Consider the following 19,713-nt stretch of genomic DNA (forward strand, 5'->3'; position numbering starts at 1 on the left):
CGGGTGTGGTCCGCGGCGTGTTGCGCCTGACGCGGCAGCGGGCCCTCTGACCGGCCCTTTCTCTCGGTGACCCTCTTGTGGGTCGAGCTCTGACGCCTCGCGCGCGCCGCCACCACCTCGCATCCCACGACGTTCCCGCGTCGTCACCCACGCATCGATCCGTTCTCCTGACGGTTTGTCAACTCTGCCTGTGCGCAGGGCTGTTCCGGCATGCCCGCGTACGGACGCCGCTGCCTCGAAAGGCCCACCCCATGCCCGTGGAATTCCTCGGCATCGCCGCCACCAACGACGGCTCCGAAACCACCCCCCGTTCCGGCGCCGCCTTCGACAAGGAGTACACACTCCGGCTCGCCCGCGCCCATGAGGACCACGACTGGGACCGGGTGCTGTTCGCGTACGGCTCCGGATCGCCCGACCCGGCACCGGCAGCCGCCTACATCGCGAGCCACCTCGACCGACTGCAGATCCTGCTCGCCCACCGGCCCAACGTCTCGTACCCCACCTTCGCCGCCAAGACCTTCGCCACCCTCGACCGGATCAGCGACGGCCGGCTCACCGTCCACTTCATCACCGGCGGCAACGACCAGGAGCAGGGCCGCGAGGGCGACACCCTCACCAAGGATGAGCGCTACAGCCGCACCCGCGAGTACATCCAGCTCGTCAAGAAGATCTGGACCACCCACGAGCCGTTCGACCACGAAGGCGAGCACTACCGCTTCCGCGACTTCGTCAGCGATGTCTTCCCGGTCCAACAGCCGCGCCCCGGCGTCTCGTTCGGAGGATCCTCGCCTGCCGCGTACGCCGCCGGGGGCGCGGAAGCCGACATCTACTGCCTGTGGGGCGAGCCGCTGGCGAAGACCGCCGAGCAGATCGAGACGGTGAAGGCCGCCGCGAAGGCCGCGGGCCGTACCGACGTCCCGCGCATCCAGGTCGCCTTCCGCCCGATCATCGCGCCGACCGAGGAGCTGGCCTGGGAGAAGGCGCACCGCACGGTCGGCGCGATCAAGGCCCGCAAGGAGCGGGGCGAGCGCATCGGCAGGCGCCACCACGGGCAGTCGGAGCCCCAAAACACCGGCTCCCAGCGGCTCATCGCCATCGCCGAGGCGGGGGAGCGCTACGACCGTGCGCTGTGGACCCCGACGGCCGCCGCGACCGGCGGCGCGGGCAACTCCAACGCCCTCGTCGGCACCCCGGAGACCGTCGCCGAGGCACTCCTCGACTATTACGACCTCGGCGTCGACATCCTCTCCGCGCGCGGCTACGACCTGCTGGACGACGCGATCGACTTTGGCCGGTACGTGATCCCCATCGTGCGAGAGGAAGTCGCCAAGCGCGACGCCGAGCTGAATAAAGCCCCTGCGGCGATTGAGCAGCGGGGCCCGGGGCAGAGCCCCGAGACCGCAACCACGGCGGTGGGCGTATGACCTCCCTGGCTCAACCACCGGCACCACACGAGGACTTGACGGTCGTTCACGTCCCTGTCTCCGACCCGCGCGTCGCACCCCTGCTGCGCGAACTCGGCGACGAGTACTCGACCCGCTACGGCAAGGACGCCCACGCCGAGATCGCCCGCTACCCCGACGAGGAGTTCACGCCCGCCCATGGCGGACTGCTGCTCCTCGTCCTCGAGAGCGGTGAGGCCGTAGCGGGCGGCGCGTTCCGCCGCTACGACGCCGACACCGCCGAGCTCAAGCGGATCTGGACACACTCCGCCCACCGGCGGCGCGGGCTCGCCCGCCGCGTCGTCGACGAGCTGGAACGCGAGGCGGGCGAGCGCGGCTACCGGCGGATCTACCTCACCACCGGACCCCGCCAGCCCGAGGCCCGCGGCCTGTACCTGGCCACCGGATACACGCCGCTCTTCGACACCGGAGCCGACCCGGAGTCCATCGGCCCGCTGCCGTTCGAGAAGGACCTCCCCGGCGCCGCGCCCACCGCACCGGACGACCCTGCCTCCCTCAAAGTGGTCCCCATCCGGCACTACGCCCGCTGGGTCGCGGCCGCCGCCGTGCTCGTCGTCGTCGCCCAGTTCGCGCACGGTCTGTTGACCAACCCCGTATGGGAATGGGACGTCTTCCGCGACTATGTGCTGTCCGAGACGATCGTGCAGGCCGTCTGGGTGACACTCCAACTCACCGCCTACGCCACGGTGTTGGGGTTCCTGCTCGGTACGGCGCTTGCCTTCATGCGGCTTTCGCGGAGCCCGGTGCTGCAGACCGTGGCCTGGACGTACATCTGGATCTTCCGGTCCATCCCGATGATCGTCCAGCTCGTCTTCTGGTTCAATCTCAGCGCGCTCTACAAGGAGTTGGGCCTCGGAATCCCCTTCGGCCCGGTCTTCTGGTCCGTCGACAGCAACAGCCTCATCGGCACCATCGGCGCCGCCGTCATCGGCCTGACCCTGCACCAGGCCGCGTACGCCGCGGAGATCGTGCGCGGTGGCGTCATCTCCGTCGACCGGGGCCAGTTGGAGGCCGCCGCAGCCCTCGGCATCCCGCGCCTGCGGCAGGCCCGCCGGATCGTGCTGCCGCAGGCCATGCGCGCCATCCTGCCCACGGCAGGCAACGAGATCATCGGTCTGCTCAAGGGCACATCGGTGGTCTACGTGATGTCCATCGGCGAACTCTTCTACCAGGCCCAGGTCATCTACGGCCGCAACGGCCGCGTGATCCCGCTGCTCCTGGTCGCCACCGCCTGGTACGTGCTCCTGACCTCGCTCCTCTCCATCGTCCAGCACTACGTGGAACGCCGATACGCCCGGGGCACCGCCCCGAAGACCGTCCGGGGTACCGCCCCGAAGACCCTCCGGGCCCTGGGAGGCCGACGATGAGCAAGCCCATGGTGGACATCCAGGACGTCCACAAGAGTTTCGGCCCGCTGGAGGTGCTGCGCGGCGTCGACCTGCGCGTGCAGGCCGGTGAGGTCACCGTGATCCTCGGCCCGTCCGGCTCGGGGAAGTCCACGCTGCTGCGCACCATCAACCACCTGGAGAAGGTGAACAGCGGCTGGATCAGCATCGACGGCGAACTCATCGGCTACCGCCGCTCGGGCGACAAGCTGCACGAGCTGCGGGAGAAGGACGTCCTGAAGCAGCGCACGAACATCGGGTTCGTCTTCCAGGACTTCAACCTCTTCCCGCACCTGACCGTCCTCGACAACCTGATTGAGGCCCCCGTCTCCGCCCTGCGCCGCCCGCGCAAGGACGCCGAGGACGCCGCACGAGCACTGCTCGAACGCGTGGGGCTCGGCGACCGGGCCGACGCCTACCCGCGCCAGCTCTCCGGCGGCCAGCAACAGCGCGTCGCCATCGCCCGCGCACTCGCCCTCGAACCCAAGGTGCTGCTCTTCGACGAGCCCACATCGGCGCTCGACCCGGAACTGGTGGGCGAAGTCCTCGATGTCATCAAGGACTTGGCGAGCACAGGCACCACGATGATCGTCGTCACCCACGAGATCGGCTTCGCCCGCGAGGTCGCCGACACCGTGGTGTTCATGGACGCCGGTGTCGTCGTGGAGCAGGGCACCCCCGAGGCCGTCCTCGACGCCCCGCAGCAGGAACGCACCCGTGCCTTCCTCTCCAAGGTCCTGTGACTCATGGCCCTGTGACCCAAGGCCTTGTGATCCCAGGTCCTGTGATCGGCCTCCACCCCCTGTCGTACGCAAGGAGTACCACCACCGTGCCCACCACACTCGTTCGTCGCCGCACCACCACCGCGGCCGCGCTCTCGCTCTCGGCCTCCCTGCTCCTCGCCGCCTGCAGCAACCCCTCCGACGGCGGCACGACCGAGGTCGCGGACGGCTCGGGTGCCAAGGCGAAGATCAACCTCAGCCCCGAACAGCACCGAGTCACCACCGGCAAGGTCGAATCCATAGCCGAAGAGGTACCCCAGCGGATCCGCAAAAGAGGAACCCTGGAAGTCATCGGCTCCTCCAGCTCCGCAGCGCCGCTCGGCTTCCACGCCACGGACAACAAGACGGTCATCGGCGTCGAGCCGGACCTCGCGCACCTCGTCGCCGACGTCCTCGGCCTCAAGGTGCACCGCACCACCGCCTCCTGGGAGAACATCTTCGTCGGCCTCGACAGCGGGAAGTACGACGTGGGGCTGAGCAACATCACGGTCACCGAGGACCGCAAGGAGAAGTACGACTTCGCCACCTACCGCAAGGACAACCTCGGCTTCGAGGCGAAGAAGGGCAGCGGCCTGAAGGTCACCGGGCCGAAGGACGTGGCGGGCAAGACGGTCGCCGTCGGCAGCGGCACCAACCAGGAGAAGCTGCTCATCGAGTGGAGCAAGGCGAACGTCAAGGCGGGCCGCAAGCCGGTCGACATCAAGTACTACCAGAACGACGCCGACACCTATCTCGCCCTGCAGTCCGGCCGCATCGACATCTACCTCGGCCCCAACCCGACCGCCGCCTATCACGCGGCGAGCAGCGGAAAGACCGAGGTCATCGGCACGTACTCGGGCGCCGGCGCCAAGCTCCAGGGCCTCATCGCCGCCACCACCAAGAAGGACAGCGGGCTCGTGAAGCCGCTCGCGGACGCGCTCGACCATGTCATCGAGGACGGAAGTTACGCGAAGGTCCTCAAGCGCTGGGGGCTGTCCGACGAGGCCGTGACCAAGTCGAGGATCAACCCGCCCGGACTGCCGAAGACCGGCAAGTAGTCACTCCTGTCGGCTCTTACAGAAAGGCACCCCTCGTGTCTCCATCTCCCTCCCTGCATCTCGCCGTCGCCCTCGACGGCACCGGTTGGCACCCCGCCTCCTGGCGTGAGCAAGTGTCCCGGCCGCGCGAGCTGTTCACCGCCGCCTACTGGGCCGAGCTCGTCGCCGAGGCCGAGCGGGGCCTGCTCGACTTCGTCACCATCGAGGACGGGCTCGGACCGCAGTCCAGCCACTTCCTCGATCCGGACGAGCGCACCGATCAGGTCCGCGGCCGGCTGGACGCCGTACTGATCGCCTCGCGCATCGCGCCGCTGACCCGGCACATCGGCCTGGTCCCGACAGCCGTGGTCACGCACACCGAGCCGTTCCACCTCTCCAAGGCGATCGCCACCCTCGACTACGTCAGCGAGGGCCGCGCCGGAGTCCGCGTGCAGGTCAACGCCCGCCCGAACGAAGCCGCCCACTTCGGCCGCCGCACCATCGACCGCATCGACGCCTACAACAGCCCGGGCGCAAGGGAGTTGGTGACTGAACTCTTCGACGAGGCCGCCGATTACGTCGAGGTCGTGCGGCGGCTCTGGGACAGCTGGGAGGACGGCGCAGAGATCCGGGACGCCGCCACCGGCCGCTTCATCGACCGGGACAAGCTGCACTACGTCGACTTCCGGAGCAGCTACTTCAGCGTCCGCGGCCCCTCCATCACACCCCGGCCGCCGCAGGGCCAGCCGCTCGTCACCGCCCTCGCGCACGACACCGTCCCGTACCGCCTGGTGGCCCGCGCCACCGACGTCGGATACGTCACCCCGCACGACGCCGGGCAGGCCCGCGCCATCGTGGACCGGATCCGCGTCGAGCAGGACGCGGCCGGGCGGTCCGTCGAGCCCCTGCACGTCTTCGGTGACCTCGTGGTGTTCCTCGACGAGGCCCCCGCCGTCGCCACAGCCCGCCGGGACCGGCTCGACGCGCTCGACGGAGCGCCGTACGAGAGCGATGCCCGGATCTTCGCGGGCACGCCCGTCCAACTGGCCGACCTGCTCCAGGAGTTGCACGGCGCCGGGCTCACAGGGTTCCGGCTGCGGCCCGCCGTCGTGGGGCACGACCTGCCGGCCATCACCCGGGGCCTCGTCCCCGAACTCCAGCGCCGCGGCTTCTTCCGCCGCGCGTACGAGGCCGACACCTTGCGCGGCCTCCTCGGCCTCGACCGCCCCACCAACCGCTATGCCGCCGCGTGAGCCGGAAGGAACACCCATGACCAAGCCGCTGAAGCAGATCCATCTGGCCGCGCATTTCCCCGGCGTCAACAACACCACCGTGTGGAGCGACCCGCGGGCCGGAAGTCACATCGAGTTCAGCTCCTTCGCCCACTTCGCGCGGACCGCGGAACGCGCCAAGTTCGACTTCCTGTTCCTCGCCGAGGGGCTGCGCCTGCGTGAACAGGGCGGAGAGATCTACGACTTGGACGTCGTCGGCCGCCCCGACACCTTCACCGTCCTCGCCGCGCTCGCCGCCGTCACCGACCGCATCGGGCTGACCGGCACCATCAACTCGACCTTCAACGAGCCCTACGAGGTGGCCCGCCAGTTCGCGAGCCTCGACCACCTCTCCGGCGGCCGCTCCGCGTGGAACGTCGTCACCTCCTGGGACGCCTTCACCGGCGAGAACTTCCGCCGCGGAGGCTTCCTCCCACAGCGCGAACGGTACTCACGCGCCCGGGAGTTCCTCGCCACCGCAAACGAGCTCCTCGACTCCTGGCACGACGACGAGCTCCTCGCCGACCAGGAGACCGGCGCCTTCCTGCGCGACGCCAAAGCCGGCTCCTTCGTGCACACCGGCCAACACTTCGACATCCACGGACAGTTCAACGTCCCGCGCTCCCCACAGGGCCGCCCTGTCGTCTTCCAGGCCGGGGACTCCGACGAGGGTCGCGAGTTCGCCGCCGCCGAGGCCGACGCCATCTTCAGCCGGCACGGCACCCTCGAAGCGGGCCGCGACTTCTACGCCGACGTGAAGTCCCGCGTCGCCAAGTACGGCCGTACGTCGGACCAGTTGCTCATCCTGCCCTCCGCCACCTTCGCCCTCGCCGACACCGACGCGGAGGCTGAGGAACTCGCCCGCGAGGTGCGCCGCCACCAGGTCAGCGGGGCCACCGCGCTCAAGCACCTGGAGTTCGTCTGGAACCGGGACCTGTCCTCGTACGACCCGGAGGGCCCGCTTCCCGACATCGACCCGGACATCGGTGACACACACATCGCGGAGGGCCGCGCCCAGGTCCGCATGTACCGGGACCCGCTGGCCACCGCCCGCGAGTGGCGCGAGCTCGCCGCCGCCAACAAGTGGTCCATCCGCGACCTCGTCATCCACACCGGCAACCGCCAGAACTTCGTCGGCTCCCCGGCCACCATCGCCAAAACCATCAACGACTACGTCCAGGCCGACGCCGCCGACGGCTTCATCCTCGTCCCGCACATCACCCCGACGGGCCTCGACGAGTTCGCCGACACGGTGGTCCCGCTCCTCCAGGAACAGGGCGTCTTCCGTACCGAGTACGAGGGCACCACCCTGCGCGACCACCTCGGCCTGGCCCACCCCGACGACGCCACCGCGACCACCGAGGAGTTCTCCCGTGTCTGACATCCCCCTCGCCGTCCTCGACCTGGTCCCGGTGGCGTCCGGCTCGACCGCGGGCGACGCCCTGCGCAACTCCATCGACCTCGCCCAGCAGGCCGAACGGTTCGGCTACGCCCGCTACTGGTTCGCCGAGCACCACCTCAACCCCGGCGTCGCCGGCACCTCGCCCGCCGTCGTCCTCGCGCTGACCGCGTCCGCCACCGAGTCCATCCGGCTCGGCTCCGGCGCGGTACAGCTGGGCCACCGCACCGCGCTGTCCACCGTGGAGGAGTTCGGGCTCCTCGACGCGCTGCATCCCGGGCGCATCGATCTGGGCCTCGGCCGCTCCGGTGGACGGCCGCCCACGCAGTCCGCGGCGCCGAAGCCCACCGCGACCCCGGTCGTCGACGGCGCCGCCCCCAACGGCCTCGTCATCCCGCCCCGCTACTCCTTCGAGCACCTCCTCGGCTCGCCCCGCGTCGCGCTGCAACGCAAGCTTCTCCAGCAGCCGGGCGCACAGGCGCAGGACTACGCCGAGCAGATCGACGACATCCTCGCCCTGTTCGCAGGTGCCTACATATCCCCCGACGGGGTCGAGGCACACGTCGTACCGGGGGAGGGCGCCGACGTCGACGTGTGGATCCTCGGCAGCAGCGGCGGCGAGAGCGCCGAGGTCGCGGGCGCGCGCGGACTGCCGTTCGCCGCGAACTACCACGTCAGCCCCGCCACTGTCCTGGAAGCGGTGGAGGGTTACCGGTCCTTCTTCCAGCCCTCCGACGCCCTCGACAAGCCGTACGTCAGTGTCTCCGCCGACGTCGTCGTCGCCGAGGACGACGCCACCGCCCGCGAACTCGCCACCGGCTACGGCCTGTGGGTGCGCAGCATCCGCAACGCCGAGGGAGCCATCGACTTCCCGACGCCGGACGAGGCCCGCGAGTACGCCTGGAGTGAGGCCGACCGCGCGCTCGTGCAGGACCGCCTGGACACTCGGTTCGTCGGTTCGCCGCCCACGGTGGCCCGCCGCCTCGCCCAGCTCCAGGAGGCCACCGGGGCCGACGAGCTGCTCATCACGACGATCACCCACGACCACGCCGACCGGGTCCGCTCCTACGAGCTGCTGGCCGAGGAGTGGAAGCGCTCTTGACGCGGAGTCCACACGGCCACACACTCCTCTAAGGGAATCCTAGTGAAACGGTAGGGAATGATGGACGGAGCGGCGCGCGACCTCGGCAGCCCGGCTGTCCGCGCCGCCGTCGGGGCACTGCCCCGGCTCACGTCCCGCCGTCACATCGATCTCGCGCGGGTGTGCAGCGCGGCGGGTTCTCCCCACGGCGGCAGCCAACTCGCCGCCCACGCCTGACACTTCGTACGTCTGCCCGTACGCCCGTGATCGAGCACCCCCAGGGAGACGCATGTCCGCATCGGCCCCGTCCGCCGTGCCCACCTTCCGGAGCAGGATCGGCTGCGACGCGCGCAGCGGCTACTACGCCGCCCCGCACCGCTACCGCCTCCACCTGTCGCCGTCCTGCCCGCACTGTCTACAGATCGCCGTCACCCATAGCCTGCTCCACCTCGACGACACCCTCCCCGTGACCCTGCTGTCCACCGTGCCCGACGCACCTGGCGGCGGGCACCGGGCCCTGGTCCCCTTGTACGAGGCCACGTCCCACCAGTACCCCGGGCCGGCCCTGGTGCCGGTGCTCAGCGACGAGTGGACCGGGCGGATCGTCAGCACCCACCCCGGAGACATCCTGCGCGACCTCGCCCGGCACTTCGGCGAGCACGGCCCCGAACTCCTCCCACGCGGCGCCGAGAACGCGATCGACGCGGTGGGCCGGCTGTGCGAGCGGGGCATCACCGCATCCGCCCGGCGCGGCGACGACACCGGCCTCGCCACCCTGCTGCGCGCGCTGAACGTCCTCGAACGGCGGCTCGCGGGCCGGGAGTTCGTACTGGGCGGCCAACTCACCCTCGCCGACGTGCGGTTGTGGTCGACGCTGATGCACCCCGGTACCGCACACCGGACGACCGGCCACCCCAGGCTCACGGCGTACCTGCGACGCCTCTCCGAGCACCCCGCCTTCACACCGCACCTCGCGCGCTACTTCTCCGCGCTCACTCCGTCCAGCCCCGCCGGCGATTGAGGCGCGGGGTCCGGGGCAGAGCCCCGCGCCCGCAACCACGGCGACCCGGTCACCTCACCCGCAACGCCACAGCCACCAACGCCGCATCCGCCGGCCTCCGCAGATCCCGCCCGGTCAACTCGTAGAACCGGTTGAAGCGATGCTGCACCGTATTGCGATGGCAGTACAGCACGTCGGCCGTGTCCGCGATGGACCCCGAGCCGGCCAAATGAACCCGCACGGTGTGCAGCAGCCGGTCCGCCTCCGTGCGCGTGACACCGGGACCGCGCAACGCCCCCAGCACGTCCGCGGCCAGGTCACGCCCGAAGTCACCGGCACGGTGCGCGAGGACGTCCAGCCAGCTGTCCTCCAGGAGCCGTGGCGAGCGCGTGTCCGCGGGCAGCACCTGCGCCGTCGCCACCGCGAGCACCGTGGCCCGCGGCACGGCGGCGAGCCCGGCCGCCTGCGGAGCCACCCCGCACGGCGAGTCCTGCAACTGGTCCAGGAGGTACGGGCGGGTGATCCGGCCGCTGAGCTGCACCACCAGGACCGCGTCCCCGCCGACCATCTGCTGCTGCACAGCGGCCCCCGCCCCGCGCAGCGCGAGGCCCGCACGGTGCAGGCCGGGCCCGGCCGCCGCCGATGACGCCGCGCACAGGAACCGGCCGTCGTCCGCGAACCCCAGGGCGCGGCCCGCGTCACGTACGACGGTCGGGTTGCGGCCCTCGGTCTCCAGGAGCCGGGCGAACCACATGCGCCGCTCGTCCTCCTCGCGGCGCCCCATCTCCAGGACCGTGCGCTGGTACGCCGTCATGATCCCGGTGACATGCCGCTCGACCGCCTCCCACACGTGGTACGCCGAGCCCGCCAGATCGGCCATGTCCTCCGGCCGCGCCCGGTTCACGAGCGCCTGCCACACCACCCGGAAGTCGAGGCGCGCCGCCTCCAGGAGCGCGTCGAGCGGGACGCCCTGCCGGGCGCGCTCCTCGCCCACCCGCCGTGAGACGTCCGTGACGTGCGGCGGCACCGGAAGCCGCGCCACCGTGCGCAGCAGTAGTTCGAAGGCCTGCCAGGCCGAGTCGCGGAACTGGACGTCCGGCACCTGGGTCGCGTACGCCGTGCGCACCGGGCCGACCATCCCCAGCCACTCGCCGATCAGGTCGTCCACATTGTCCAGGCACTGCCCGGCGAGTTCCGCGATGCGCGGCGAGGTCGGGGGCAGGCCGGGGCGGCCCCCACCTTCGGAATTGTGCATGTGACCAATTCTCGGTGATGCGAGAGGGATGTTTCAACGTTGGTTCTGTGCCCGATGTCGAGGATCCTGGTGCGATCCCTGGGCGAAGCGTCCGGGGCCCGCCGACCAGGAGGGCCATCCGACCGTGCACTTGACCCCTCGTGAACAGGAACGGCTCCAGCTGTTCACCGTCGCCGAACTCGCGCGCAGGCGCCGCGCGCGCGGACGCCGACTCAACGCCCCCGAGGCCATCGCCCTGATCTGCGACGAGATCCTGGAGGCCGCCTGGGACGGGCTGAGCCTGGACGAGGTGATCGAGACGGCGGAGCGGGTGCTCACCGTCGACGACGTGCTCGACGGGGTCGCCGACATCGTGACGACCGTGCAGGTGGAGGCGTTGTTCCCGAGCGGGACCTCGCTGGTCGCCGTCGACCGGCCGATCGGCCCCGCCAGTGCCGAGGGTCCGGGCGCCGTGCGCACTGCCGAGGCACCACCCGTCGAGATCAACGTGGGCCGCCCGCGCACCACCCTCACCCTCCGCAACACTGGCGACCGCGTCGTCTACGTCTCCTCGCACTACCCGCTGCACGAGGTCAACCAGGCGCTGGAACTCGACCGCGAGACCGCCCGCGGGCTGCGCCTCGACATCGCCGCCGGCACCGCCCTCGCCTTCGAACCCGGCGAAGAGCGCGAAGTCGTCGTCATCCCCGCCAGCAGTAGGAACCTGGCCGACCGCAAGACCCGTACGACCGAGGAGCGCGCATGACCAGCGTCGACCGCCGCACGTACCACGCCCTGTACGGGCCCACGACCGGCGACCGGATCCGGCTCGGCGACACCTGCCTGTGGGTGGAGGTCGAGGCCGACGACGGCACCCCGGGCGACGAACTCCTCGGCGGCTGCGGCAAGACGGTCCGCGACGGACTCCTCGCCTCGCCGCGCTCCGACCGGGACTCCGCCCTCGACATGGTGGTCGCCGGTGTCGTCCTCATGGACCCCGTGCTCGGTGTGCGCAAGACCGACATCGGCATCAAGGACGGCCGGATCGTCTCCGTCGGTGGCGTCGGCAACCCGGACGTGATGGACGTCGAGTACGCCATCGACTCGCACACCTCCGTGGTGCCGGGCGAGGGGCTCATCGCCACGCCCGGCGTCGTCGACAGTCACGTACACCTGTCCTCGCCCGAGGTCGCGCCCGCCGCGCTGTCCGCCGGAGTCACCACGCTCGTCGGCATGGGCCTCGGCGGCGTCTGGGAGATCGGCTGCAACCCCACCCACAACCTGCATACGCTGATGAGCGCCTGGCAGGACACCCCGCTCAACATCGCCTTCCTGGCCCGCGGTTCGTCCAGTTCACGGGCGCTGCTCGACGAGATCACCCTCGCCGGGGCCGGCGGCTTCAAGATCCACGAGGACTTCGGGGCGACCCCGCGCATCATCGACACCTGCCTCGACACCGCCGAACAGGCGGACCTCCCTGTCGCGCTGCACACCGACTCCATGAACGAGTCCGGGTACCTGAGGGACACCCTCGGCGCCACGCGCGGCCGCACCGTGCACGCGTACCACGTGGAGGGCGGCGGCGGTCACCCCGACCTCCTGGAGATCCTCTCCGAGCCGAACATCCTGCCCTCGTCGACGACACCCACCGTGCCGTACACCCCGAACACGGTCGGCGAGCTGTTCCCGATGACGATGACCGTGCACCGGCAGAACCACGCCTCCGCGAGCGATGTCGCCATCTCCAAGGGCCGGATCCGCGAGCACGCCATCGCCGCCGAGAACGCGCTGCACGACCTCGGCGCCATCTCCATCGTCAACTCCGACTCCATGGGCATGGGCCGGATCGCCGAGACCGTGCGCAGGACGTGGCAGCTCGCCCACGTCCAGGCGCTCGCGAACGGCGGCGGGGGAGTGGAACGACCCGACAACGTACGGGCGTTGCGCTATCTTGCGAAGATCACGCTGAACCCGGCCATCGCGCACGGTCTCGCCCACGAGGTCGGCACCGTGCAGGCCGGGCGGATGGCGGACCTGGTGCTGTGGGACCCCAAGTGGTTCGGCAGCAAGCCGGAGTTGGTCATCAAGTCCGGGTTCGTGGCGTGGGGCAACACGGGCTCGGGCTCGGGGTCGACCCGGCTCACCCAACCCCGTTCCTACAAGCCCTACTTCGGGTCGCTGGGTGCCGCGCCCGCCCGGCTCGCCAAGGTCTTCGTCGCCGAGGCCGCGCTCAACGACCGCGCCGCGCGGGCCGCGCTGCCGAAGGGGCTCACGTACGCCCCGATCCGTGACAGCCGCGGTCTGACCCGTGCCGACATGCTGCACAACACGGCGACGCCCCGGGTCGTGGTGCCGCGCGAGCCGGCACCGGTTCTCGTCGACGGGGTCGAGACGGGCACTCCGGCCGCCACCGAGCTGCCGCTCGCGCAGCTGCACCACTTCGCCTGATTTTCCCGCACACCCGCACGCCACGGTCACCCTTCCGCTCCGGCCACCCAGGCCGCCCCTCCCCAGGAGACCCCGTGAGCACAACCGTGAAGCCCCCGCTCAAGGACATCAGAAGGCTGTTGTTCGCCGCGTTCAGTGGCACCGCCCTGGAGTGGTACGACTACTTCCTCTACGGCACCGCCGCCGCGCTCGTCTTCAACAAGCTGTTCTTCACCGAACTGAGCGCGGCCGCGGGCACCCTCGCCTCCTTCGGTACGTTCGCCGTCGGCTTCGTGGCCCGCCCCATCGGCGCCGCCATCTTCGGTCACATCGGCGACCGTTACGGGCGCAAGGTGTCCCTCATCATCACCGTCGTCATGATGGGCGCCACCACCGGCTGCATCGGCCTGCTGCCCTCGTACGGCAGCATCGGCATCTGGGCGCCGATCCTGCTCACCGTCCTCCGCTTCGTCCAGGGCATCTCCGTCGGCGGCGAGTGGTCGGGCGCGATGCTGCTCACGCTCGAACACACCCCGAAGGAAAAGCACGGCAGTTACTCCTCCGTACCCCAACTCGGCTCACCGGTCGGCACGTTGATGTCCAGCGGTGCCTTCGCCCTCGTCGGCATGCTGCCCGACGACGCCTTCTACTCCTGGGGCTGGCGCCTGCCGTTCCTCGCCGCGTTCCCGCTGCTCGGCTTCGCGCTCTACATGCGCGTACGCATCGAGGAGTCCCCGGTCTTCCGCGCCATGCAGGAGGACGCGGAGCGCAACGGGCCGCCGCCCGCGCCGCTCGTCGAGGCGTTCCGCCGGACGTGGGGCCGCATGATCGTCGGCATCGGGGCCGCGCTCCTCGGCGTCGGGGGCTTCTTCCTCATGACCACGTTCATCATCAGCTACGGAACCGGCGAACTCGGCATCGACAAACAGACGATGCTCAACGCCACCGTCGTCGGCGCCGTCGTCGAGATCGTGGTCATCATCGCCGGCGGACGACTCGCCGACCGCATCGGCTCCTGGAAGGTGTGCGCCATCGGCGCCGCCGTCACCATGGTGGCCGCGTTCCCCGCCTTCTGGCTCGTCGACACCAAGCAGACACCGCTGGTGTACCTCGGCGTCGCGCTCGGCATCGGCGCGCTCTCCATCCCGTACGGCCCGATCGGCGCGGTCGTCACCTCGCTGTTCCCGGAGGAGTTCCGCTACAGCGCGGTCGCCATGTCGTACAACCTCGCCGGCGTCCTCGGGGGCTTCATCCCGCTCATCGCGGCCTCGGTCACCGGCGCCGCGGGCGGCGCCTCGTGGGGCGCCGCACTGCTCCTCGTCGTCGTGGCCGCCTGCACTGTCGCCGGGTCCGTAGCGGCCGGTACGGTGCTGCGCCGGCACGGCTCCCTTCCCTCCAGTGACACCCCGAACGCAAAGGTTCCCGCATGACCGCGCACTCTCCCGCCCGCACCGGCGGCCAGGTCCTCGTCGACCAACTCCGGGCCCACGACGTCGACACCGTCTACGGTGTGCCCGGCGAGAGCTACCTCGCCGTCCTCGACGCCCTGTACGACGCGCCGGTCCGCATGGTGGTGTGCCGCCACGAAGGCGGCGCCGGGTACATGGCCGAGGCATCCGGCAAACTCACCGGGCGCCCCGGCGTGTGCTTCACGACGCGGGGACCCGGCGCCACCAACGCCCTTGTCGCGCTGCACACCGCCCACCAGGACGCCACCCCGCTGGTCCTCTTCGTCGGCCTGGTGCCGCGCGACCACACCGACCGGCACGCGTTCCAGGAGCTGGACCTGCGGGGCACGTTCGGCACCAACGCCAAGCTCGTCGAGACGATCGACGACGCGGCCCGCGTCCCCGAGTACGTGGCCCGCGCCTTCGCCGTCGCGAGCAGCGGCAGGCCGGGGCCCGTGGTCCTCGGACTTCCGGAGGACATGCTGACGGACGTCGTCGAGGTGGCCGACGCCACGCCGCTGCCGGTGCCGCAAGGCGGTGTATCGGCTGAGGAACTCACCGTACTGGAGGGCCTGTTGGCGTCGGCCGAGCGGCCCGTGGTGCTGCTCGGCGGCAGCCGCTGGACGGGCCGGGCACGCGCCGATGTACGCGCCTGGGCCGAGGCATGGTCGCTGCCTGTCGCCGTGGACTTCCGCTGCCAGGACCTGATGGACAACGAGGCCGACGTCTACGTGGGCAACCTCGGCTACGGGCGTGCCAAGGCGCTCGCCGAACGGGTGCGTGAGGCGGACCTGCTGGTGAGCATCGGAGCCGCACCCGGGGACGTCACCACGGACGGTTACCGGGCGCTGCCCACGGTCGGCGGCGACGAGGCGGGTCCGCGACTGGTGCAGGTGCTTCCCGAGGCGCAGCCGCCCGGCGTCGTCCACCGCGCCGAACTCACCCTGCTCGCCAGCCCCGAGGCGTTCGGCACCGCGATACGCACCCAGCGCCCCGCCGCGCCTGTGCCCTGGGCGGAGCGCACCAAGCAGGCCAGGTCCGAGCACCTGGCCGCCCGCACCCCGGAGCCGGACGGCGATCCGCTCGACCTCGGCGAGGTCTTCGCCCACCTCGACGACCGGCTCCCGGGCGACACGATCGTCACGTTCGGCGCGGGCAACCACGCCATCTGGGCCCAGCGGTTCCTCACGTACCGCGACGGCATGCGCCAACTCGGCCCGCGCAACGGCTCGATGGGGTACGGCGTCCCCGCCGCCGTGTCGGCCGCCATCGCGCACCCGGACCGCCGCATCGTCTCAGTGGCGGGTGACGGCTGCTTCCTGATGAACGGTCAGGAACTCGCCACCGCCGTGGCCGAGGGCGCGGCCCCGCTGATCCTCGTCCTGGACAACGCCCAGTACGGCACGATCCGCGTGCACCAGGAGCGGGAGTATCCCGGCCGGGTGAGCGGCACGGCCCTCGGCAACCCGGACTTCGCCGCGTACGCCCGTGCCTTCGGCGCCCACGGCGAGACGGTCACCACGACCGAGGAGTTCGCACCGGCCCTGGACCGCGCGCTGGCATGCGGCCGCGCGGCCATCATCCACCTCAAGGTGACGGAGGGGCGGCTGTCTCCCGGCGTCACCGTCACCTCGCTCCGTGAGAGGGGACGCGCCCAGGGCTGAGGCTCAGGGGCTCAGGGGCGCAGATGGATCAGGCCCGCATCCGTGGGCCTGAATCCGCACGCCTCGAAGTAGAAGTCGCGGAGTTCGGGCCCGAAGTCGACGTGGAGCCACTCGCAGCCCGACTCCCGCGCACTGGACGCCGCGAGGCGCACGACCGCCGAGCCGATGCCGCGATGCTGGTGCGTGCCCCGGGTCTTGGTGTCGATCAGGAAGGCGTGGTCGCCGCCGTCCCACGCCACGTTCACGAAGCCGACGAGGAGCCCGCCCGTGTCGCGGGCCGTCACCCAGCCGAGGCTGTATTTCTGGATTTTGGTCCACCAGCCGGCGATGTCGTTTCCGCCGTGGGACCGGACCAGGTCGACCATCTCCTCGTCGGAGACGGGATCGCGCCACGTGCAGGTGATCGCTTCGCTCATGGGGCTCCACCCTGGCACAGGGAGTGATCCGCGACACTAACGAAACGGTTTCGTTTCATCTCGGTGGCGGGTTAGTCTGCCGACGTACGAAACCGTTTCGTTCGGCACAGCAATGTTCGGCACAGCAATGATGGGGGAGTAGCGCGTGAGTGGGACCGGCACCGTGCGGCGCAGACGTATGACGGCGGAGCGCGAGGCCGAGTTGTACGACGCCGTGCTAGGGCTGCTGCGTGAAGTCGGTTACGACGCGCTGACCATGGACGCCGTCGCGGCCCGCACGCACTCGAGCAAGGCCACGCTCTACCGCCAGTGGGGCGGCAAGGCCGCGCTCGTCGTCAAGGCCATGCGACACCACAAGCCGGTCGACATCGCCGCCATCGACACCGGAACGCTGCGTGGGGACCTCCTCACGCTGGCCCGGCGTCAGGACGACTGCTCGGTCGAGGAGTCGACCGCCCTGATGCGGGGACTCGCGATGGCGATGCACAGCGATCCCGATCTGCTGCGCGCCTTCCGGGAGCTGCTGATCGAACCCGAGCTGGAGGAGCTGGACCAGGTCCTCCAGAGAGCCGTCGCCCGGGGCGAGATCCGCCAGGACAACCCGGCGATGGACTTCACGCTGCACATGATGGTCGGCGCCATGGCGACCCGCGGTGTGATCGACGAACTGCCGCCCACCCAGGAGTACCTCATCTCATACATCGACGCAGTGGTACTCCCCGCCCTCTGCGCCTGATCCCCCCCCACACACATCACCGACTCTCCCCGTACCTGACGCCACCGCTCACCGTCGTCGGGCCGAAGTCCCCTGCCCAGCACCACATACGACCTGACCGGGAGTACGCCCTCGTGGCTCGATTCCTCTACAAAATGGGCCGATTCGCCTATCGGCGACGGTACTTCGTCGCTCTCTTCTGGGTGGTGGTCCTCGCCGCCGTGGGTGTCGGCGCCTCCCAGGCCCCCACGGCCGCATCCTCCTCCTTCTCGATCCCGGGCACCGAGGCCCAGAAGGCCTTCGACCTACTGGAACAACGTTTCCCTGGCGGCAGCGCCGACGGCGCCACCGCGCGCGTCGTGTTCAAGGCGCCGGACGGCGAGAGGATCACCTCGGCCGCCAACCAGAACGTGGTGCGCGACACCGTCAAGGAACTCGGCGCCGGTTCCGAGGTCCAGAGCGCGACCGACCCCTTCAAGTCCAAGTCGGTCAGCCGCGACGGCGAGATCGCCTACACGCAGGTGGCGTACAAGGTCTCCGGCATGGAGCTGGAGGACTCCTCGCGCGACGCGCTGGAGGACGCCGCGCAGGATGCCCGTGACGAGGGACTCACTGTGGAGGTCGGCGGCGACGCGCTGCAGGCCGTGCCCGAGACGGGGTCCACCGAGGTCATCGGCGTCGTGGTCGCCGCCGTCGTCCTCGTGATCACCCTGGGCTCGCTGATCGCGGCCGGACTCCCGCTCCTCACCGCGCTGTTCGGTGTCGGCATCGGTGTCTCCGCCATCACCGCACTCGCCAAGCCGCTGGAGCTGGACTCCACGACGTCGACGCTCGCGATGATGATCGGTCTCGCGGTCGGCATCGACTACGCGCTGTTCATCGTCACCCGCTACCGGGCCGAACTGGCCGAGGGGCGTGAACGTGAGGAAGCAGCCGGGCGGGCCGTCGGTACCGCCGGGTCCGCCGTCGTCTTCGCAGGACTGACCGTCGTCATCGCCCTCGTCGGCCTCGCCGTCGTGAACATCCCGATGCTGACGAAGATGGGCTTCGCCGCCGCGGGCACCGTCGTCGTGGCCGTCCTCGTCGCGCTGACCCTGATCCCCGCCCTGCTCGGCATCGCCCGGCGCCGGGTGCGCCCCGCCGGGGCCAAGAGCAGGCGCAAGGAGCGCAAGGCCCAGCGCACCGCGCAGGAACAGGAACAGGAACAGGGACAGGGACACGGCCACGTCCACGGCGAGCACGCCGAGCCCAAGCCCGCTCTGGGCACCCGCTGGGCGCGCCTCGTCGTGAAGCACCCGGTCGCCGTGCTGCTGCTCGGTGTGATCGCCCTGGGCACGGCCGCCGTACCGGCGATGGACCTCGAACTCGGCCTGCCCGACGACGGTTCGCAGCCCACCGACACCACCCAGCGCAAGGCGTACGACCTGCTCTCCGAGGGCTTCGGCCCCGGCTTCAACGGGCCGCTGATGGTCGTCGTCGACGCCAAGGGCAGCGAAACGCCGAAGACCGCCGTCGGTGATGTCACCAAGACCATCAAGGGACTCGACGACGTCGCCGTGGTGACACCGGCGACGTTCAACAAGTCCGGTGACACCGCGATGCTCAGCGTGGTCCCGAAGTCGAAGCCGACCTCGACGGACACCGAGGACCTGGTGCACAACATCCGCGACGCGGGTGAAGGACTCAAGGCAGACTCGGGCGCCGAGCTGATGGTCACCGGCTCCACGGCGATGAACATCGACGTGTCGCAGAAGCTCAACGACGCGCTGCTGCCGTACCTCGCACTCGTCGTCGGTCTCGCCTTCCTGCTCCTGATCGTCGTCTTCCGCTCGATCCTGGTGCCGTTGAAGGCCGCACTCGGCTTCCTGCTGTCGGTCCTCGCCGCGCTCGGCGCCGTCGTCGCCGTCTTCCAGTGGGGCTGGCTCGCCGACCTCATGGGCATCGAGGAGACCGGGCCCGTGATGTCGATGATGCCCATCTTCATGGTGGGTGTCGTCTTCGGCCTCGCGATGGACTACGAGGTGTTCCTCGTGACGCGGATGCGCGAGGCCTACGTCCACGGGGAGACGGCCAAGGAGGCGATCGTCACCGGGTTCCGGTACAGCGCCCGTGTGGTCACGGCGGCCGCGGTCATCATGATGGCCGTGTTCGCGGGCTTCATCGGCTCGACCGAATCCATGATCAAGATGATCGGTTTCGGACTCGCCATCGCTGTCTTCTTCGACGCGTTCATCGTGCGCATGGCGATCGTCCCTGCGGTCCTCGCGCTCATGGGACGCGGCGCCTGGTGGCTGCCCAAGTGGCTGGACCGCGCACTGCCCAACGTCGACGTCGAGGGCGAGGGCCTGCGCGAGCTCGACGAGGCCCGCACGGCGCGGCCCGCCGACGAGGTGCCCCACGGCGCCGTTCCGC

General features: G+C 70.4%; 16 protein-coding genes and 2 pseudogenes. 16 read left to right on the plus strand and 2 right to left on the minus strand.

The features are described from left to right. The first annotated feature begins 251 nt into the window (after positions 1-251). The 10 genes and pseudogenes from ACWD2L_RS10695 to ACWD2L_RS10740 all read left to right on the plus strand — a co-directional run bounded on the left by ACWD2L_RS10695 (position 252) and on the right by ACWD2L_RS10740 (position 9,418). The gene (locus tag ACWD2L_RS10695) at positions 252-1,424 is read left to right on the plus strand and encodes an LLM class flavin-dependent oxidoreductase (RefSeq protein ID WP_451188670.1); all 1,173 of its coding nucleotides are present in this window, start codon (positions 252-254) and stop codon (positions 1,422-1,424) included. Then, positions 1,421-1,801: pseudogene (locus tag ACWD2L_RS10700) on the plus strand (GNAT family N-acetyltransferase); the annotation flags it as partial. The gene ACWD2L_RS10695 and the pseudogene ACWD2L_RS10700, both read left to right, overlap by 4 nt. 96 nt (positions 1,802-1,897) lie before the next feature. Next, entirely contained in the window at positions 1,898-2,830 is a 933-nt protein-coding gene (locus tag ACWD2L_RS10705; RefSeq protein ID WP_451189380.1) for an amino acid ABC transporter permease, read from the plus strand. Continuing rightward, positions 2,827-3,591: an amino acid ABC transporter ATP-binding protein gene (locus tag ACWD2L_RS10710; RefSeq protein ID WP_451188672.1), complete on the plus strand. Its 765-nt coding sequence runs from the start codon at positions 2,827-2,829 to the stop codon at positions 3,589-3,591. Before ACWD2L_RS10705 ends, ACWD2L_RS10710 begins: the two co-directional genes overlap by 4 nt. An 86-nt stretch (positions 3,592-3,677) precedes the next feature. Then, positions 3,678-4,667 (plus strand): ABC transporter substrate-binding protein, encoded by a 990-nt coding sequence (locus tag ACWD2L_RS10715; protein ID WP_451188675.1) that lies wholly within the window; start codon positions 3,678-3,680, stop codon positions 4,665-4,667. Between the two features lie 35 nt (positions 4,668-4,702). Further along, positions 4,703-5,899, plus strand: coding sequence for an LLM class flavin-dependent oxidoreductase (locus ACWD2L_RS10720; RefSeq protein WP_451188678.1), 1,197 nt, complete (start codon positions 4,703-4,705; stop codon positions 5,897-5,899). 16 nt (positions 5,900-5,915) lie between these two features. Next, on the plus strand, positions 5,916-7,298 hold the full coding sequence (locus ACWD2L_RS10725; RefSeq protein WP_451188681.1) for an NtaA/DmoA family FMN-dependent monooxygenase: 1,383 nt from the start codon (positions 5,916-5,918) through the stop codon (positions 7,296-7,298). Continuing rightward, complete coding sequence (locus ACWD2L_RS10730; protein WP_451188684.1) at positions 7,291-8,418, plus strand: LLM class flavin-dependent oxidoreductase; 1,128 nt, start codon at positions 7,291-7,293, stop codon at positions 8,416-8,418. Before ACWD2L_RS10725 ends, ACWD2L_RS10730 begins: the two co-directional genes overlap by 8 nt. Positions 8,419-8,478: 60 nt before the next feature. Beyond that, positions 8,479-8,634, plus strand: coding sequence for a hypothetical protein (locus ACWD2L_RS10735; RefSeq protein WP_451188687.1), 156 nt, complete (start codon positions 8,479-8,481; stop codon positions 8,632-8,634). A 52-nt stretch (positions 8,635-8,686) separates the two neighbouring features. Further along, a complete protein-coding gene (locus ACWD2L_RS10740; RefSeq protein ID WP_451188690.1) occupies positions 8,687-9,418 on the plus strand; it encodes a glutathione S-transferase C-terminal domain-containing protein in 732 nt (243 codons plus the stop codon). Positions 9,419-9,467: 49 nt separating this feature from the next. Here ACWD2L_RS10740 and ACWD2L_RS10745 read toward each other — a convergent pair whose 3' ends face one another. Next, on the minus strand, positions 9,468-10,652 hold the full coding sequence (locus tag ACWD2L_RS10745) for a PucR family transcriptional regulator (protein WP_451188693.1): 1,185 nt from the start codon (positions 10,650-10,652) through the stop codon (positions 9,468-9,470). 124 nt (positions 10,653-10,776) lie between these two features. On the opposite strand from ACWD2L_RS10745, the gene ureA reads away from it, so the two are divergent. The 4 genes from ureA (at position 10,777) to ACWD2L_RS10765 (ending at position 16,170) form a co-directional block, all read left to right on the plus strand. Further along, entirely contained in the window at positions 10,777-11,397 is a 621-nt protein-coding gene (gene ureA, locus ACWD2L_RS10750; protein ID WP_451188696.1) for an urease subunit gamma, read from the plus strand. Beyond that, a complete protein-coding gene (locus ACWD2L_RS10755) occupies positions 11,394-13,079 on the plus strand; it encodes an urease subunit alpha (RefSeq protein ID WP_451188698.1) in 1,686 nt (561 codons plus the stop codon). Before ureA ends, ACWD2L_RS10755 begins: the two co-directional genes overlap by 4 nt. Positions 13,080-13,153: 74 nt before the next feature. Next, on the plus strand, positions 13,154-14,488 hold the full coding sequence (locus ACWD2L_RS10760) for an MFS transporter (RefSeq protein WP_451188701.1): 1,335 nt from the start codon (positions 13,154-13,156) through the stop codon (positions 14,486-14,488). Beyond that, positions 14,485-16,170, plus strand: coding sequence for a thiamine pyrophosphate-dependent enzyme (locus tag ACWD2L_RS10765; protein ID WP_451188704.1), 1,686 nt, complete (start codon positions 14,485-14,487; stop codon positions 16,168-16,170). Before ACWD2L_RS10760 ends, ACWD2L_RS10765 begins: the two co-directional genes overlap by 4 nt. Positions 16,171-16,181: 11 nt before the next feature. On the opposite strand, the gene ACWD2L_RS10770 is transcribed toward ACWD2L_RS10765, so the two are convergent. Then, positions 16,182-16,586: a GNAT family N-acetyltransferase gene (locus ACWD2L_RS10770; protein ID WP_451188707.1), complete on the minus strand. Its 405-nt coding sequence runs from the start codon at positions 16,584-16,586 to the stop codon at positions 16,182-16,184. A gap of 178 nt (positions 16,587-16,764) precedes the next feature. On the opposite strand from ACWD2L_RS10770, the gene ACWD2L_RS10775 reads away from it, so the two are divergent. Both ACWD2L_RS10775 and ACWD2L_RS10780 read left to right on the plus strand, forming a co-directional pair. Then, a complete protein-coding gene (locus tag ACWD2L_RS10775) occupies positions 16,765-17,322 on the plus strand; it encodes a TetR/AcrR family transcriptional regulator (protein ID WP_451189384.1) in 558 nt (185 codons plus the stop codon). 113 nt (positions 17,323-17,435) lie between these two features. Beyond that, a pseudogene (locus ACWD2L_RS10780) lies at positions 17,436-19,688 on the plus strand (MMPL family transporter); the annotation flags it as partial. Positions 19,689-19,713 lie beyond the last annotated feature (25 nt).

It is taken from the genome of Streptomyces sp. NPDC002754, assembly GCF_053592315.1.

What these genes read in the sequence shown, in the direction of transcription:
- ACWD2L_RS10695 (WP_451188670.1), top strand. Translation starts at nt 252, where the DNA reads ATGCCCGTGGAATTCCTCGGCATCGCCGCCACCAACGACGGCTCCGAA.
- ACWD2L_RS10710 (WP_451188672.1), top strand. Translation starts at nt 2,827, where the DNA reads ATGAGCAAGCCCATGGTGGACATCCAGGACGTCCACAAGAGTTTCGGC.
- ACWD2L_RS10725 (WP_451188681.1), top strand. Translation starts at nt 5,916, where the DNA reads ATGACCAAGCCGCTGAAGCAGATCCATCTGGCCGCGCATTTCCCCGGC.
- ACWD2L_RS10735 (WP_451188687.1), top strand. Translation starts at nt 8,479, where the DNA reads ATGGACGGAGCGGCGCGCGACCTCGGCAGCCCGGCTGTCCGCGCCGCC.
- ACWD2L_RS10740 (WP_451188690.1), top strand. Translation starts at nt 8,687, where the DNA reads ATGTCCGCATCGGCCCCGTCCGCCGTGCCCACCTTCCGGAGCAGGATC.
- ACWD2L_RS10745 (WP_451188693.1), bottom strand. Translation starts at nt 10,652, where the DNA reads ATGCACAATTCCGAAGGTGGGGGCCGCCCCGGCCTGCCCCCGACCTCG.
- ACWD2L_RS10755 (WP_451188698.1), top strand. Translation starts at nt 11,394, where the DNA reads ATGACCAGCGTCGACCGCCGCACGTACCACGCCCTGTACGGGCCCACG.
- ACWD2L_RS10765 (WP_451188704.1), top strand. Translation starts at nt 14,485, where the DNA reads ATGACCGCGCACTCTCCCGCCCGCACCGGCGGCCAGGTCCTCGTCGAC.
- ACWD2L_RS10770 (WP_451188707.1), bottom strand. Translation starts at nt 16,586, where the DNA reads ATGAGCGAAGCGATCACCTGCACGTGGCGCGATCCCGTCTCCGACGAG.
- ACWD2L_RS10775 (WP_451189384.1), top strand. Translation starts at nt 16,765, where the DNA reads ATGACGGCGGAGCGCGAGGCCGAGTTGTACGACGCCGTGCTAGGGCTG.